19 protein-coding genes are annotated in these 15,892 nt (G+C 64.2%); 4 read left to right on the forward strand and 15 right to left on the reverse strand.

What is annotated here, in order from left to right; genetic code table 11:
• Window positions 1-49: 49 nt before the first annotated feature.
• Complete coding sequence (pyrF, locus tag J1C52_RS02450) at window positions 50-745, forward strand: orotidine-5'-phosphate decarboxylase (protein WP_227426342.1); 696 nt, start codon at window positions 50-52, stop codon at window positions 743-745.
• On the opposite strand, the gene J1C52_RS02455 is transcribed toward pyrF, so the two are convergent.
• The 11 genes from J1C52_RS02455 to J1C52_RS02505 all read right to left on the reverse strand — a co-directional run bounded on the left by J1C52_RS02455 (window position 742) and on the right by J1C52_RS02505 (window position 8,654).
• Window positions 742-1,365, reverse strand: a complete 624-nt coding sequence (locus tag J1C52_RS02455) for a hypothetical protein (RefSeq protein ID WP_227426343.1) — start codon at window positions 1,363-1,365, stop codon at window positions 742-744. The genes pyrF and J1C52_RS02455 overlap by 4 nt on opposite strands.
• 112 nt (window positions 1,366-1,477) lie before the next feature.
• Window positions 1,478-2,257, reverse strand: coding sequence for a succinate dehydrogenase iron-sulfur subunit (locus J1C52_RS02460; protein WP_227426344.1), 780 nt, complete (start codon window positions 2,255-2,257; stop codon window positions 1,478-1,480).
• Window positions 2,258-2,268: 11 nt separating this feature from the next.
• Entirely contained in the window at window positions 2,269-2,583 is a 315-nt protein-coding gene (locus J1C52_RS02465) for a succinate dehydrogenase (protein ID WP_227426345.1), read from the reverse strand.
• Window positions 2,580-4,385 (reverse strand): succinate dehydrogenase flavoprotein subunit, encoded by a 1,806-nt coding sequence (gene sdhA / locus J1C52_RS02470; RefSeq protein WP_227426346.1) that lies wholly within the window; start codon window positions 4,383-4,385, stop codon window positions 2,580-2,582. The genes J1C52_RS02465 and sdhA overlap by 4 nt, the downstream gene beginning before the upstream one ends.
• Window positions 4,386-4,394: 9 nt before the next feature.
• Window positions 4,395-4,775: a succinate dehydrogenase, hydrophobic membrane anchor protein gene (gene sdhD, locus J1C52_RS02475; RefSeq protein WP_227426347.1), complete on the reverse strand. Its 381-nt coding sequence runs from the start codon at window positions 4,773-4,775 to the stop codon at window positions 4,395-4,397.
• Between the two features lie 12 nt (window positions 4,776-4,787).
• A complete protein-coding gene (sdhC, locus tag J1C52_RS02480; protein ID WP_227426348.1) occupies window positions 4,788-5,171 on the reverse strand; it encodes a succinate dehydrogenase, cytochrome b556 subunit in 384 nt (127 codons plus the stop codon).
• Between the two features lie 220 nt (window positions 5,172-5,391).
• Window positions 5,392-5,721 (reverse strand): hypothetical protein, encoded by a 330-nt coding sequence (locus J1C52_RS02485; RefSeq protein ID WP_227426349.1) that lies wholly within the window; start codon window positions 5,719-5,721, stop codon window positions 5,392-5,394.
• Between the two features lie 170 nt (window positions 5,722-5,891).
• On the reverse strand, window positions 5,892-6,929 hold the full coding sequence (locus J1C52_RS02490; RefSeq protein WP_227426350.1) for a MaoC family dehydratase: 1,038 nt from the start codon (window positions 6,927-6,929) through the stop codon (window positions 5,892-5,894).
• Window positions 6,930-7,018: 89 nt separating this feature from the next.
• On the reverse strand, window positions 7,019-7,222 hold the full coding sequence (locus J1C52_RS02495; protein WP_227426351.1) for a DUF1737 domain-containing protein: 204 nt from the start codon (window positions 7,220-7,222) through the stop codon (window positions 7,019-7,021).
• Window positions 7,222-7,782, reverse strand: coding sequence for an NnrU family protein (locus tag J1C52_RS02500; RefSeq protein WP_227426660.1), 561 nt, complete (start codon window positions 7,780-7,782; stop codon window positions 7,222-7,224). Before J1C52_RS02500 ends, J1C52_RS02495 begins: the two co-directional genes overlap by 1 nt.
• A 14-nt stretch (window positions 7,783-7,796) precedes the next feature.
• Window positions 7,797-8,654, reverse strand: a complete 858-nt coding sequence (locus J1C52_RS02505; RefSeq protein ID WP_227426352.1) for an HpcH/HpaI aldolase/citrate lyase family protein — start codon at window positions 8,652-8,654, stop codon at window positions 7,797-7,799.
• A gap of 194 nt (window positions 8,655-8,848) precedes the next feature.
• Here J1C52_RS02505 and J1C52_RS02510 point away from each other — a divergent pair, with 194 nt between their 5' ends.
• Window positions 8,849-9,136, forward strand: a complete 288-nt coding sequence (locus tag J1C52_RS02510; protein WP_227426353.1) for a hypothetical protein — start codon at window positions 8,849-8,851, stop codon at window positions 9,134-9,136.
• 66 nt (window positions 9,137-9,202) lie between these two features.
• A complete protein-coding gene (locus J1C52_RS02515) occupies window positions 9,203-10,528 on the forward strand; it encodes an aspartate aminotransferase family protein (RefSeq protein WP_227426354.1) in 1,326 nt (441 codons plus the stop codon).
• Between the two features lie 180 nt (window positions 10,529-10,708).
• Here J1C52_RS02515 and J1C52_RS02520 read toward each other — a convergent pair whose 3' ends face one another.
• The 4 genes from J1C52_RS02520 to J1C52_RS02535 all read right to left on the reverse strand — a co-directional run bounded on the left by J1C52_RS02520 (window position 10,709) and on the right by J1C52_RS02535 (window position 14,328).
• Complete coding sequence (locus J1C52_RS02520) at window positions 10,709-11,275, reverse strand: hemerythrin domain-containing protein (protein WP_227426355.1); 567 nt, start codon at window positions 11,273-11,275, stop codon at window positions 10,709-10,711.
• 31 nt (window positions 11,276-11,306) lie between these two features.
• Window positions 11,307-13,319, reverse strand: coding sequence for an ASKHA domain-containing protein (locus J1C52_RS02525; protein ID WP_227426356.1), 2,013 nt, complete (start codon window positions 13,317-13,319; stop codon window positions 11,307-11,309).
• A 91-nt stretch (window positions 13,320-13,410) separates the two neighbouring features.
• Window positions 13,411-13,827, reverse strand: a complete 417-nt coding sequence (locus tag J1C52_RS02530; protein WP_227426357.1) for a universal stress protein — start codon at window positions 13,825-13,827, stop codon at window positions 13,411-13,413.
• An 84-nt stretch (window positions 13,828-13,911) separates the two neighbouring features.
• Window positions 13,912-14,328, reverse strand: a complete 417-nt coding sequence (locus tag J1C52_RS02535; RefSeq protein WP_227426358.1) for a universal stress protein — start codon at window positions 14,326-14,328, stop codon at window positions 13,912-13,914.
• 212 nt (window positions 14,329-14,540) lie between these two features.
• Here J1C52_RS02535 and glmU point away from each other — a divergent pair, with 212 nt between their 5' ends.
• A complete protein-coding gene (glmU, locus tag J1C52_RS02540) occupies window positions 14,541-15,890 on the forward strand; it encodes a bifunctional UDP-N-acetylglucosamine diphosphorylase/glucosamine-1-phosphate N-acetyltransferase GlmU (protein WP_227426359.1) in 1,350 nt (449 codons plus the stop codon).
• The last annotated feature ends 2 nt before the right edge of the window (window positions 15,891-15,892 follow it).

The raw sequence follows: 15,892 nt of genomic DNA on the forward strand, positions 1-15,892 counted from the left end.
CGGTGGGGTAGCGCAGGGCCAGCATTTCCCCCGAACCCGGAGCGCCCCCATGTCCGATGACCGCCTGATCGTTGCCCTTGACGTGCCCAATGCCGTAGCGGGGCTGGAAGTGGCCGCGCGCTTGGGCGACGCGGTCTCGTTCTACAAGATCGGCCTTGGCATGTTAACCGGGGGCGGGTTGGCGCTGGCCAACGAGCTGAAACAGGAACATGGCAAGCGCATCTTCCTTGATATGAAGTTCTTCGACATCCCCGCGACCGTGGAAAATGCCGTGCGGGGGATTGCGGCTTATGATCTCGATTTCCTGACCGTGCATGGCGATCCATCCGTGGTCGCGGCGGCGCGCGCGGGCGCTGCGGGGACGGACCTGAAAATCCTCGCCGTCACGGTGCTGACCTCGTCCGACCGCAGCGATCTGGATGCCGCCCAGATCCGCCCCGGCGCGGTGCCAGAGATCGTGCTCGCCCGCGCCAGCGCGGCATTCGACGCGGGCGCGCATGGGGTCATCGCCAGCCCGCAGGAAGCCGCCGCCATCCGGGCCTTGCCCAATGCGGCTGGGCGGCTGATCGTCACCCCCGGCGTGCGGCCCGCTGGCAGCGCGAGCGATGACCAGAAACGCATCGCCACACCCGCGCAGGCGCTTGCGGACGGGGCCGATCACATCGTGGTGGGCCGCCCGATCTGGCGCGCGGATGACCCCCGCGCGGCGGCGCAGGCGGTGCTGGCCGAGTTGCCCAAACGCTAAGGAATGGTCACGAACCCCGCCGCGCGCAGTTCCTCATGGGCCGGATACCACATCGGCGCTTGCGGCAGGATTGACAATTTGCGCACGAAGGGCTCGGCCACTTTTTGCGCGCGGTAGATCGCCATGTCGCGCGCCATCTCTGCACGCGGGTCGATCATGCCGAAATACATGTTGCCGGGGCGCAGCGCATAGCCATGCAGCCCGATCCGCGCCTCTGGTGCCAGCGACCGCGCGGCCCCGCCCGCGAAGATCAACGCGCAGGCAGAGGCGCAATGCCCCTCGACATGGGTGGCAATCCCTTCGGCCTGCAACACCGTGACCGCGCCGCGCGCCTCTGCGATATAGCCGCCATGGCTGTCCAGCACCAAACGCTTCACCTGCGGATGCGCCGCAGCCAAGGCGCGCAAATCCCGCGTCAGCCCGAAATCGACAAGGCCCGAGAAGTGGAAGCTCGTCCCATCCTCTGACAGACCCAGCGCATAATCGGGCGGCGGCATGGTGCGCAAGACGCGGGTGCTGTCCGTCATCGCCATGCCGATGCCGACCAATGCCAGCCCGGCAAGGGCCATCGCCAACAGGCCGCGCAACACGATCACGTCGATAGGGGCTTTGTCGTCCATAAGGCAGGTATAGCACGAACCCGTGCCATTTCATCCTTGCCCAAATATCCTCAGGGGGGTGAATGGGCCGATCAGGCCCAGAGGGGGGCGCGAGCGCCCCCCTTTTCAGCGGTCAGAGAACGCGCTCGACCATCATCTTCTTGATCTCGGCAATCGCCTTGGCCGGGTTCAGACCCTTGGGGCAGGTCTTGGCGCAGTTCATGATCGTGTGGCACCGGTAGAGCTTGAACGGATCGTGCAGGTCGTCCAGACGCTCGCCCGTGGCCTCGTCGCGGGAATCGATCAGCCAGCGATAGGCGTGCAGCAGCGCGGCCGGCCCAAGGTAGCGGTCGCCATTCCACCAATAGCTGGGGCAGGATGTGGAACAGCAGGCGCACATCACGCATTCATAAAGCCCGTCCAGCTTCTCGCGGTCCTCGATCGACTGTTTCCACTCTTTCGCGGGCGTGTTCGACTTGGTTTCCAGCCACGGCTTGATGCTGGCGTGCTGCGCGTAGAAATGCGTCAGGTCCGGGATCAGGTCCTTGATGACCGGCATATGGGGCAGGGGGTAGATTTTCACATCGCCCTTCACCTCGTCCATGCCGAAGATACAAGCCAGACGGTTCTGCCCGTCGATATTCATCGCGCAAGACCCGCAAATACCTTCGCGGCAGGACCGGCGGAAGGTCAGCGTCGGGTCGATCTTGGTCTTGATATAGATCAGCGCGTCCAGCACCATCGGCCCGCAATCGTCAAGGTCCACGAAATAGGTGTCGACGCGCGGGTTCTCGCCATCTTCGGGCGACCAGCGATAGATCTGGAACTTGCGCAGCGTGCCGCCGGTTTCGGGCTTGGGCCAGGTTTTGCCGGTGCGCATCTGGCTGTTCTTCGGCAGGGTCAGTTGGACCATGGATTGCCTCCTTACATCAGGAACGGGGCAAGCCCGTCCGTGGCTAGACATCTAATCGTTTCGGGCCGCGTGGCGATCTCGACCACCAGCGCGCTGGTTTCCGGGCTGACTGTCGGCTGGGCTGCGGCCAGCGCCAGGCGGGTGATTTCGCCCGCGCTGGCATTGTCGATCACGCAGTCGCTTGCGGGTTCCAGCGGCACGCCGGGAAAGCGCTCGGCCAGCACGGGGTTGACGCTGCGCTTGGCCGCGTCGCGCGCAAGCTGGTCCTGCACACCCGCGCAGGCCGACAGCGCCAAGGGCGCCGCAAGAAGCGCCGCGCGGATCAATAGACCCGCGCTTTCGGCGCGATCTTCTTCAGGTCGATCCCGCCTTCGTTATGGCCGGTCAGCGGGTTCAGGTGGACGGGGCGGTAATCCAGCGCCACCTTGTCGCCATTCACCCATGCCAGCGTGTGCTTGCGCCAGTTCTCGTCGTCGCGGTCGGGATAGTCCTCGTGTGCATGGGCACCGCGGCTTTCCTTGCGCGCCTCTGCGCCGACGATGGTTGCCATGGCGCAGGGCATCAGGTTGTCCAGCTCCAGCGTTTCCATCAGGTCGGTGTTCCAGATGAGCGAGCGGTCGGTCACTTTCAGATCGTCCATCTTCGAGGCGACGACCTTCATCTTCTCGACCCCTTCGGCCAGCGTCTTGTCGGTGCGGAAGACGGCGGCATCGGCCTGCATGGTCTTTTGCATCTCCAGCCGCAGCTCTGCCGTGGGTGTGCCGCCGTTGAAGTTGCGGAACCGGTCGAAGCGGTCCAGAGCGCGCTCGACACTGGCCTTGTTCAGCTCGGGGTTCGGGGTTTTTGGGTTCACGATCTGCCCCGCGCGGATCGCGGCGGCACGGCCAAAGACCACAAGGTCGATCAGGCTGTTCGACCCCAGGCGGTTCGCGCCGTGCACGCTTGCACAGGCCGCTTCGCCCACCGCCATCAGGCCGGGCGCGATGCGGTCGGGGTTCTCGGCATCGGCATTCAGCACCTCGCCCCAGTAATTCGTGGGAATGCCGCCCATGTTGTAATGCACGGTCGGCAGCACCGGGATGGGTTCCTTGGTCACGTCCACACCGGCAAAGACGCGGGCGGATTCGGAAATGCCGGGCAGACGCAGATGCAGCGCCTCTTTCGGCAGGTGCGACAGGTTCAGGTGGATATGGTCCTTGTTCGGCCCAACCCCGCGCCCTTCGCGGATTTCAATGGTCATGCAGCGCGACACCACATCGCGGCTTGCCAGATCCTTGTAGGTCGGCGCGTAGCGTTCCATGAAGCGCTCGCCCTCGGAATTCGTCAGATAGCCGCCTTCGCCGCGCGCGCCTTCGGTAATCAGGCAGCCCGCGCCGAAAATGCCGGTGGGGTGGAACTGCACGAATTCCATGTCTTGCAGCGGCAGGCCCGCGCGCGCGACCATGCCGTTGCCGTCACCGGTGCAGGTATGCGCGGATGTTGCGCTGAAATAGGCGCGCCCGTAGCCGCCCGTGGCCAGAACGACCATCTTGGCGTTGAACACATGCAGCGTGCCGTCATCCAGCTTCCACGCCATCACGCCCTGGCATTGGCCATCTTCGGACATGATAAGGTCGGTTGCGAAATACTCGATGAAGAACTCTGCCTTTTGCTTCACCGACTGACCATAAAGCGTGTGCAGCATGGCATGGCCGGTGCGGTCGGCGGCGGCACAGGTGCGCTGCACGGGCGGGCCTTCGCCGAATTCGGTGGTGTGGCCGCCAAACGGGCGCTGGTAGATCTTGCCGTCCTCGGTGCGCGAAAACGGCACGCCGTAATGTTCCAGCTCATACACCGCCTTGGGCGCTTCGCGGGCAAGGTATTCCATCGCGTCCGTGTCGCCCAGCCAGTCAGAGCCCTTGACCGTGTCATACATGTGCCACTGCCAGCTATCGGGGCCCATATTGCCAAGGCTTGCAGCAATGCCGCCCTGAGCGGCCACGGTATGCGAGCGGGTCGGGAAAACCTTGGTCACGCAGGCGGTTTTCAGCCCCTGCTCGGCCATGCCAAGCGTTGCGCGCAACCCCGCGCCGCCCGCGCCCACCACGACCACGTCATAGGTATGTTCTTCGATCTTATATGCAGACATCTTTCTTCCTCAGGCGCTGAACAGGACGGTGGCAACCGACAGAACGCCAGCCGCGCCAAGCGCCCAGCACAGCAGCATGTTGACCAGCAGCGCGGCGGTGCGCTGCGCCTTGTTGGGAACGTAGTCCTCGATCACGGTCTGCAAACCCTGTTGCAGATGCGCGAAGGCCGCGATGATGAACAGCACCGCCACAAGCGCGTGCCACAGGTTCGAATAGGTGGCGACGAACGCTTCATGCCCGCCGCCCAGCGTGCGCCCGAACGGGAAGATGAACAGCAGCGTCAGCGGGATAAGCGCGATCGAGGTGACGCGCTGGCTCCACCAATGGTGCAGGCCTTCACCGGCGGCGCCGTGGCCATGCGCGCGGGAATAGTCGGATTTGAAGCTCATGGTATCCCCCTTTTACACGGCCAGAATGGTCAGAACGGTCAGCACGGCGGTGCCGCCGAACACAAGGTAGCTGGTCTTTTCCACGGTCGCGACATCCATCATGCGGCCCGTGTCCCAGATCAGGTGGCGGATGGAATTGAGCATGTGATACCACAGCGCCGCCAGCGATCCGATCAGCACCAATTCGCCAAGGATCGAGGTCAGCAACCCATCGACGAAATCGAAATAGCCCGCGCTGAAGGCCCCCGCCGCGAACCACCACACGATCAGCACCGAGGCCAGCGTCATGCCCACGCCGGTGATGCGGTTCAGGATGGAGGTGATCGCCGCCAGCGGCAGCTTGTAGACTTGAAGATGCGGGGAAAGCGGGCGATTGCCCCGGTTCACATCGGCCATGGCTGGCTCCTCTCTCATGTGGCTTGGTCGCAAGCGACCCGGCTCTTGCCCCTGTGCATACCGAATTTCACACGAATGTCACGCGTCGCGCGCGGGGTTGCGCGCAAAAACCACGCTGTTTCCGCTAAAAAAACCCGGCTGGATGGCCTTTGTGATCGCAAATTGCCAGCTTGAGATCACAAATCCGCAGATATGTGATCACGATCTGGCCGCCCGCGCGTCAGCGCAACTGTTCAAGAATGGCGGTCGCGCTTGAATTGAAGTTGAAATACAGCAGTTCCTCTCGGCCATTCACGACCACCGAGGTCAGAAACAACGATATCGGACCGCTGATCGCGTCGGCTTCGTAAAGCACGATTTCCTGACGAAAGCCGGGCTCCTCTTGGCGGACGAGAACGGTTTGACACAGGTCAAACCCGTTTGGGAAAATCTCGTCCATACGCGCGAAATAACTGTCGTAATTCGCCACCTCGCCAGCCAGGTAGCGACCGGATTTCTCCAGGAAGGCGCGGAAATTCCCGTCGCGGAATTCACCTTTCAACGTCTCCATCAAGGATGACGGGCGCTCACTTGCCCCGCAACTCAGAACAGATTGCCCATGTGCCAGCGTTGGCACAAGCAACAGAACCATCGCACTGACCACGTGACACCGCATTTGCTCTCTCCTCGTGCAGCTGATCGGGGGAAAGCTTAGCATGATTCGGGCTTGGCCCGGCGCATTCACATCGGCATCAGCACCCAATAGTCGAAATCCAGCAGCACATCGCGGTGGTATTTGCCCTCGGCCCCACGCAGCACGAACGGGTCGCCCTTGGTGGCCACGGTGCGCAGCCGCAGCGCGCCCACGCCGGGGGTCGCGGTTTCGGCGCGGTCCAGAACTTCGGACCAAGCGCGGATCGTGTCGCCCGCGAAACAGGGGTTCGCATGGCTGCCCGCGTTGATCGCAACGATCATCTGCGCATTGGCAAGCCCGTTGAAGGACAGCGCGCGCGCTACCGAGATCACATGCCCGCCATAGGCCAAAAGCTTGCCATCCACCCGCTGCGTGCGGTCGAAATGCACTTTCGACGTGTTTTGCCACAGCCGCGTGGCCAGCATATGCTCGGCCTCTTCCATGGTCATGCCATCGACATGGTCGATCTGCTCGCCCACGGCATAATCGCCCCAACGGTGCGGGGCACCGGCGAGCGCGCAATCATAGCCGTCGAAGCGCAGCCCCTCGGGCACCACCAGATCGGCGGCGCTGACGGCATCGGCCAGCTCTGGCAGCACCGTCTCGGGCGCGGGGGCGTCCAGATTGCCCTTGCGGACCATCACCCAGCGCACATAGTCGATGACCAATTCGTCGCGCTGGTTCATGCCGGTGGTGCGCACATAGACCACACCGGATTTGCCGTTCGAGTTCTGCTTCAGCCCGATCACCTTCGACTGCGCACGCAACGTGTCGCCGGGGTAGACGGGGCGCAGGAAGCGGCCTTGGGCATAGCCCAGATTCGCCACCGCGTTCACGCTGATATCGGGCACGGATTTGCCAAATACGATGTGAAACGCCATCAGGTCATCGACCGGGCTTTCGGGCAGGCCGCAGGCGCGCGCGAATTCATCCGACGAATAAAGTGCGCCCCGCGACGGGTAAAGCGCGTGGTAGAGCGCGCGCTCGCCGCCCGACACGGTGCGCGGCACGGCATGGGCAATCTCGTCGCCAATGCGGTAGTCTTCGAAGAAGCGGCCCTTGGTGGTTTTGGGAAGTGTAGTCATACGCTTGGGGCCTTTTCTTCATCTTGCCGAAAATACGTGCGGGGGAGGCAGGGCCGCTTGCCCCCGATGGGGCGGCAGCCCCTCTTAGCTCAGAGACTGCCGAGCTTCACCTCGGGCGAATAGGTTGCATCCACCTCTTTGACCACGGCCTGCGCGCAGCGCATCACGCCCGTGGCGGGGTCCGCGGCATAGGCGGGGCTGCCATGCAGCACCCAGCCCTTGCTCAGCGCCTCTGTCACCTTGTGGCAAAAGGCCGATGTGTCCTCTGCCGTCAGCAAGCGGTAAGCCAGCATCACGCACCCCCGCCAAAGGGCCATGGGCCAAGCCAGCCATGGATGATGCCAACAACCAGCATCAGGAACACGGCAGACACCAGCGCCACGCCTTCGCGCCACATGGGCGCTTCGGGCGGGCGGGTCCAGTCGCGGTTCGCGCGGTTGATGACGATAACCGACACCACCGCCCATGCCAGCAGACCGCCAAACAGGATCACGCCTTGAACGCTGCCCACAACCAGCAAATGCGCCGTCGCCCATGCCTTGAACCCGGTCAGCTGCGGATGGCGGATCTTGCGAGCGAGGTTGGTTTTCATCCCCGACACGGCGAACATGTAAAAGGCGATGAATACCAACAGGTTGTTCAGGTGGATCATCCAGCTTGGCCGCGTCCACAGCCAGATTGGATCGGCCCATTTATAGCCGATGACCATCAGAATAACCGACAGTACGATCGCGCCCGTCGCGGCCAGCCGCCCCTGATCGCCCATTGCCGCCCGCTTTTCGGGCATCACGCGTTTGAACAGATGCGCTGCCCACCACAGCGCCACGCCCAGGATCAGCACCAAGGTGCCCATATCGCTCACTCCCCTCAAGAGGCGAGGGCTTCCGCCTTCGCCAGGATTTGTTTCGCGGTGACTATGTGCAGATTCTCGACGATCTTTCCATCCAGAACCGCCACGCCCTCGCCGCGCGCGGTGGCGGCGTTATAGGCTTCGATCTGGCGGCGCGCGGTGTCGATCTCGTCTGACGAGGGCGCGAAGATGCGGTTGGCGATTTCCAGCTGCGCAGGGTGGATCAGGCTTTTGCCGTCAAAGCCCATGTCGCGGCCCTGCTCGCATTCGGCCTTCAGGCCCGCGCCGTCGCGGAACGCGTTATAGACCCCATCGACCACGACCAGCCCGCGCGCTTTGGCGGCCAGAACCCCCATTTGCAGACTGGCCAAGAGCGGCATCCGGTCGGCGCGGTAGCGCAGGCCCATGTCCTTGGCCAGATCGTTGGTGCCCATGATAAAGCCTGCCATGCGCGGCGCGCCGGCAATTTCCAGCGCGTTCAGAATGCCAAGGGGCGATTCCATCATGGCCCAGATGCGGGTCTCGGCGGTCTCGGGGCGGGCATCCAGACGGCGGGCCAGATCCTCGATATGAGCGGCACAATCGACCTTGGGCAGCAGGATCGCCTCGGGGCGGGCGGCGGCGATCACGTCCAGATCATCCGCACCCCATTCGCTGCTCAGCGCGTTGATGCGCACCAGCTTCGCGCGGTTGCCATAATCCAGCGTTTGAAGCGTCTCTGCCAGCAGCTTGCGCGCGCGGGGTTTTTCGTCGATGGCGACGGCATCTTCCAGATCGAAGATGATCGCATCGGTGGGCAGGTCGGTTGCCTTGTGCAACGCGCGTTCTTTCGAGCCGGGAATATACAGCACGGACCGGAAGGGGCGGGTGTCCATCGTGACCTCCGAAAGCAAGAATCTTGCGCCGGTTCCACCAGTTTCGCAAAGAAATGGCAAGGGGTAATATGCTGCAATGCGGCAAATCGGTATACTTTTGTGCGCAAACATGGCGCGTGCGCCACATTAACCAAGCTTTTGCACCTGTCGGGCAGGCTGTGCGACGTGGGGTCATCCTGTGACGGAGCACCGATATGCGTCTTTTCCTTGCCCTTTGTTTCGCCGTCTGCGCCAGCACCGCCCAGGCGCAGACCATGCCCTGCGCCGCCCGCGCCAAGGTTTTGGACATGCTGGCCAAGGCGGAACAAACCCGTCGCGCGGTGGGCCATGCGGGCCAGTCGATCATGGAAACCTTCGCCTCTGAGGCGGGCGCGTGGACCATCACCGTCAGCCTGCCCGACGGGCGCATGTGCCTGTTGGCCAATGGGCAGGATTACACCGCACGGGACGAGCTTTTCCCGGCCTCTGGCACCGCGCTCTAGCCGGTTTTCATTGATCCATGGGCGGCGCATGGGGTATGCCGGGGCCAGCATCCAAAAGGCCGCGCCATGACCCATCTTCTGCACCGCTCCATCCATTCCGCCCCGCGCGTGGCCCGTTCCGCGCAGGGGATCCGCTTTACCGACACAGAGGGGCGCACCTATATCGACGCCTCTGGCGGCGCGGCGGTGTCCTGCCTTGGGCATGGGCACCCGGATGTTCTGGCGGCACTGCATGAACAACTCGACAAGCTGGCCTATGCGCATACCGGCTTTTTCACCACCGATGTGGCAGAGGAACTGGCCGACCGGCTTGTGGCCGATGCGCCCGAGGGGCTGGACCACGTCTACCTCGTGTCAGGCGGGTCCGAGGCGGTCGAGGCGGCGCTGAAGATGGCGCGCCAGTATTTCACCGAAACCGGCCAGCCCCAGCGCCGCCACATCATCGCGCGCCGCCAAAGCTATCACGGCAACACGTTGGGTGCACTGGCGGCGGGCGGCAACGAATGGCGGCGCGCGCAGTTCAAACCGCTTCTGATGGACGCGCATCACATCGCGCCCTGTTTCGCCTATCGCGAACAGCAGGCGGGCGAAACCGATGCCGCTTATGCCACCCGCGCGGCGGGCGAGCTGGAAGCGAAGATACTGGAGCTTGGCCCCGACACGGTCTGTGCCTTTATCGCCGAACCCGTGGTGGGTGCGACGGCGGGCGCGGTCCCGTCGGTGGGCGATTATTTCAAGCAGATCCGCGCGATTTGCGACAAGTACGGCGTTTTGCTGATCCTTGATGAAGTCATGTGCGGCATGGGGCGCACCGGCAGCCTCTATGCCTGCGAACAGGATGGCGTGGTGCCTGACCTTCTGACCATCGCCAAGGGCTTGGGCGGCGGCTATCAGCCGGTGGGGGCGACGCTGCTCAGCGACCGCATCTATCAGGCCTTTGCCAAGGGGACCGGGTTTTTCCAGCACGGGCATACCTATATGGGCCACCCGATGGCGGCGGCGGCGGCTTTGGCGGTGCAAAAGGTCATTGCGCGCGACAATCTGTTGGGCAATGTGCAGGCCATGGGCGCGCATCTGCGCGACCAATTGCAAGCGGCCTTTGGCCAGCACGCGCATGTGGGCGATATTCGCGGGCGCGGGCTGTTTCAGGCGATCGAACTGGTGGCTGATCGTGACACGAAAGCGCCCTTCGACCCCGCGCGCAAACTGCACGCGCGGATCAAGACCGAAGCGATGGCGCGGGGGCTTATGGTCTACCCGATGGGAGGGACCATTGACGGGGTGCGCGGCGATCATGTGCTGCTGGCACCGCCCTTCATCGTAACGAAAGACGATGTCGACCAGATCGTCGGGCGGCTGGCACAGGCGGTGGACGCGGCGCTGGCGGCGTAGGGGCAGGGCAGCGGCGGGCCGCGGTCTGCCGCTGCCGCGCGTGGATTTGGGCACTTTATGGCGACCAAGTCCGCATAACCCGTGAGCGGAGCACTTGCGGTTTCCAAAGCGGCAGGCCTCTGGGGCGGCCCACCGCTGCCCGTGGGGCGCGTTCCGCGCCTGTTAACCACGGGCTTCGGTTTAAAATTTCAGCGCATGGTGCAGGATCGTCGGCACCACCAGCTCTTCCTCGTCGACCAGATGGCGGTCCAGAAAGCGCTCAAAACCTTCCAACTGCGCCAACATCGCCCCCGCGCTGGCCTTTTGGTCGGCGCCCTTGTCCTGCAACGCGCGCAGATGGCCATTCGCCGCATCCGTCAGCGCGGAAAGCTGCGCATCCAGCGCGTGGTGGTCGGCATCCAGCAACTCGAACCCCTGCGCCAGCCGCGCCTCTGCCTGTGCCAGAACCGGGAAGTAATGCGCGTCTTCTATGTGATGATGCCCGTGCAACTCGTTTATCAGGAAGCCCCCCAAACGCGCCGTCATCTGCCCATGCGCCGGCGCATCGCGCCCGGCATCCAGAAAGCCGCGCGTGTCGTCCTGCCATTGCGCCAGGGCGCGGCGGAACATCAGGTGCCGCTCCAGCCAGAAGCGGGTCAGCCCGTCGAAATTATGATGGCTTTCCCACATGTTGCGCGGATATTGTTCCAGCAACACGCGAAGCGCGTCGGGCAGGCGGGTGCGATGGGCAAGGTCGATCTGTGTCATGGCGCGCAAGCTAACCTGCCGCCGCCCCGCTTCAACCCCGTTTGCGCCGCCGCCCTTCGCTGCCGCCGCTGTTGAAGCTGACCTGCGGCAGCGTCACCACCTGCGACAGGTGCGGGAAGGGGGCGGTTGCATGGGGCAGGGCATTGGCGGCCACGAAATGTTCCTGGAAGCGCGGCTCTATCGCGGTTTCGACCTTGTGAATGCGGGTCACGGTCCGCTCGATCGCCGCGCGCTCGGATTTCGAGCAGAGCGCCATGCGCGCGCCCGTGCCCGCCGCGTTCCCGGCACTTGTGACACGGTCCAAGGGCGCGTCGGGGATCATGCCCAGCACCATCGCGTGTTTGGGGCTGATATGCGCGCCGAACGCGCCCGCCAGAACGATGCGGTCGACCGTGTCGGTGCCGATTTCATCCATCAACAGCCGCGCCCCCGCATAAAGCGCCGATTTCGCAAGCTGGATCGCGCGGATGTCGCCTTGGGTGACGGTAATGCGCGGCCCACCGGTGGCGGTGGCGTCATGGATGACATAGGCGTGCGTGCGCCCCTCTGGCACGCAGCGCTCTGTCCCGGTTTGCGCCGACGACCCGATCAGCCCAGAGGCATCGACCAGCCCTGCCATGCGCATTTCTGCCACGGCCTCGATAATGCCCGAACCGCATATGCCGGTGACATTGGCGGCGAATTCGGGGTCATCCGACCATAGGTCCGACCCGATGACGCGGAAGCGCGGCTCCTTTGTGAAGGGGTCGATTTCGATGCGTTCGATGGCGCCGGGCGCGGCGCGCTGACCAGAGGAGATTTGTGCGCCCTCGAAGGCCGGTCCGGTGGGCGAGGAACAGGCCAGCACGCGGCGCGTGTCGCCCAAGAGGATCTCGGCATTCGTGCCGACATCGACGATCAGCACAAGGTCATCCGATTGCTCTGGCGCTTCCGACAGCGCCACGGCGGCGGCATCCGCCCCCACATGCCCCGCGATGCAGGGCAGAAGATAGGCGCGCGCGGCGGGGTTCAGCGCGGTCAGGTCCAAGTCGCGCGCCCCAAGCGACAGCGCGCCCGATGTGGCCAGTGCAAAGGGGGCTTGACCCAGTTCCACCGGGTCCACGCCCAACAACAGATGGTGCATGACTGGGTTGCACACGATCACCACTTCCATGATCTGGCGCGCGTTGCAGCCCGCGTCTGATGCCAGCGCGGCGATCAGCGTATCAAGACTGTCGCGCACCGCGCGCGTCATCTCTGCATCGCCGCCGGGGTTCATCATGGCGTAGCTGACACGGCTCATCAGGTCTTCGCCGAAGCGGATTTGCGGGTTCATGATGCCAGAGGACGCCACGACCTGCCCATCGCGCAGATCGCACAAATGCGCGGCGATGGTGGTTGATCCCAGATCAATCGCCAGCCCGTAAAGCGCGCCGTCATACAGCCCCGGCCAGATGTCGAGCACCTGCGCCGGCCCGCCCGAGTGGTCGGCAAACAGCGCGACCGTGACCTGCCAATTGCCGGCGCGCAAGGTGGGTTGCAGCTTGCGCAGCACGTCCAACCCCATCGAAATCTCGGCCACGTCCCATTGCGTGCGCAAGGCCGCCCCAAGCCGTTCCAGATCGCCCGAAGGCTCGTGCATGTCGGGTTGGGCCACCTCGACAAAGAACAGGCGCGTCGCCGGGTCCATGACCATGGGCCGGGCGCTGGCATCCTTGCGCACGACCTGTTTGTGAAGCTGGCTTTCCGCTGGCACGTCGATGACCACATCGCCCATGATCTGCGCCTGACAGCCCAGACGCCGCCCGTCGATCAGCCCGCGCTTGTCCTTGTAGCGCTGCTCGACCGCGTTCCACGCGGACAGCGCGTCGGCGGCGACATTCACGCCATGTTTGGGAAAATCGCCATAGCCCGGCGTGATCTGGCACTTGGAACAAATGCCGCGCCCGCCGCAGACCGAATCGAGGTCCACCCCCAATTTCCGCGCCGCCGTCAGCACGGGCGTGCCAAGGGCGAACCGCCCCCGTTTGCCAGAGGGCGTGAAGATCACCAATGCGTCGGACATGCTGTGCCTACCTGCCAATCAACAGGGTTCCAGATACCCTTTTGCACGGCGCGGGAAAGGCTTGTTCGCGTCACATGGCGCGAAAAAAGCGTCAGCGGCTGACCAGAACCGACACTTGGCTGTGGCGCACCACCCGCGACGCGGTCGAGCCGATGAAATAATCGCCCATGCCCGGCTTGTGGCTGGCGATCATGATAAGGTCGGCATGGCATTCCTCGGCGCAGGCGAGGATATTCTCGGACGGACGCCCGCCGCGAATATCGACATCGACGCGTTTCGCCTTGGCGGTGGCGGCGAGCGAGTCGAGCTGCTCGCGGATGGCCTTGCGGTGTTCCAGCAATTGCTCTTTCGCGACGGCGGCGGCCAGATAGGCGGGCACCTCGTCCAGCACATGAACAAGGGTGATCGTGCCGTCTGGGCCGATCAGTCTGTTGGCCTTTTCGATCAACGCGCGGCTGGTGGCCCCTTGGTTGAACAAGGCGACGGCCACGACGATGGAATTATACATGCTGTCCTCCGGGCGGTGAGTGTGATGCCCTCTCAGACTGGCACAGGGCCGCGCGCTTGGCAAACCGCGCGGCCCCTTATGGTGTCAGCGCGTGACCAGCACCGAGCATTGTGCATGGCGCACGATGCGCGCGGCGGTCGAGCCGATGAAATAATCGCTCAGCCCCGGCTTGTGGCTGGCGATCATGATAAGATCGGCCCCTGCTTCTTTGGCGGCCCCCAGAATTGAGGCAGAGGGCTGACCATGCCGGATGGTGGATTTCACGGTCATCTCGCCAGCCGCCTTGGCCATCTCGTCCAGTTGTTCCTGCACCTCGCGCTGGCGTGCGCCCATATGCTCTTTCGGGATAGAGGCCGCGACATAGCCCGGCACCTCTTCGATGACATGGACCAGCGTGACCGTGCCGCCGGGATTGAGCAGCGTTTTGGCCTTTTCCAACGCGGCGCGCGTGGTCGCGCCCTCGTTGAACAGGGCCGCGGCGATGATGATCGAGTTATACATGGGTGCGTGTCCTTTGCCTTGGGCCATCGCGGGCTTTGCGGCGGCCTGTGTGGTGCCAAGATCGCAGCATTCTAAAAAGATACATTGATATCGGTCAAATCGGCGGGTTCTTGCGCCTGTTTCATGCTGAAATCAGGCGTGATGGGCCGCCCACTTGCGTCTGAGCGCCAATCCGCGCATTCAGGCGAAATCCAGAACCGTATCGAGGGGCCATGAGTATCTCGCTTGTCATTCTTGCCGCCGGGCAAGGCAGCCGTATGCAATCCGACCTGCCGAAAGTGCTGCACAAGCTGGCGTCCTGCCCCTTGGTCGTTCATGCCATGCGCGCGGGCCGCGCGCTCGATCCCGAGCGCGTGGTCGTCGTCGTGGGCCACGGGGCCGAGCAGGTGGCAGCAGTCGTGGCCGACGAAGACCCGCAGGCGCAGATCGTCACCCAGCCCGAACAGCTTGGCACTGCCCATGCGGTCGATCAGGCGCGGGGTGCGCTGGTGGGGCAGGCGGGCGATGTGGTTGTTCTGTATGGCGACACGCCCTTTATCCGGCCCGAAACGCTGGAAGCGCTGCAAGCCGCGCGCGCGGCGCATGACGTGGTCGTGCTGGGCTTTCACGCGGCCGATCCGGGGCGCTATGGGCGGCTGGTGGCGAATGGCGACCGGCTGGAGCGGATTGTCGAATTCAAGGACGCAACCGAGGACGAGCGCGCGATCACCCTGTGCAACAGCGGGGTTCTGTGCGCCGACCGCGCGGTTCTGTTCGACCTGATCGCAGAGGTCGGAAATAACAACGCCTCTGGCGAGTATTACCTGACCGACGTGGTGGCGCTGGCCCGCGCGAAGGGCCTGAGCGCAGGCATCGTGACCTGCCCAGAGGCAGAGACACTGGGCATCAACACCCGCGCCGAACTCGCCGCCGCCGAAGCAGCCTTTCAGGCGCAGGCGCGGCGGGACGCGATGGAAAACGGGGTGACCCTGCAAGCGCCCGACACGGTCATCTTCGCGCAGGACACATTCCTTGGCCGCGACAGCGTGATCGAGCCTTATGTCGTCTTTGGCCCCGATGTAACCGTCGAATCGGGCGCGACCATCCGCGCCTTCAGCCATCTGGAAGGGGCCCATGTCAGCCGGGGCGCGGTGGTCGGCCCCTATGCCCGCCTGCGCCCCGGTGCGGAACTGGCCGAAGACGTGCGCATCGGCAATTTCGTCGAGGTGAAGAATGCCCAACTGGGCGAGGGCGCAAAGGTCAACCACCTGTCCTATGTGGGCGATGCCGATGTGGGCGCGCGCGCCAATCTGGGCGCGGGCACGGTGACGTGCAATTACGACGGCGTCTTCAAGCACCGCACCACGATCGGCGAGGGGGCGTTCATCGGTTCGTCCACCATGCTGGTGGCACCCGTCACGGTGGGCGCGGGCGCGCTGACCGGGTCGGGGTCGGTGATTACCCGCGATGTGCCTGCGGGCGATCTGGCCTTGGCCCGCGCCGAGCAGGTGAACAAACCCGGCCTTGGCGCGAAGCTGATGGACATGCTGCGCGCGCGCAAGGCACAGAAGAACAAGGGCTAAAG

The organism is Roseibaca sp. Y0-43 (assembly GCF_020667835.1).
Lineage (GTDB): Bacteria > Pseudomonadota > Alphaproteobacteria > Rhodobacterales > Rhodobacteraceae > Roseinatronobacter.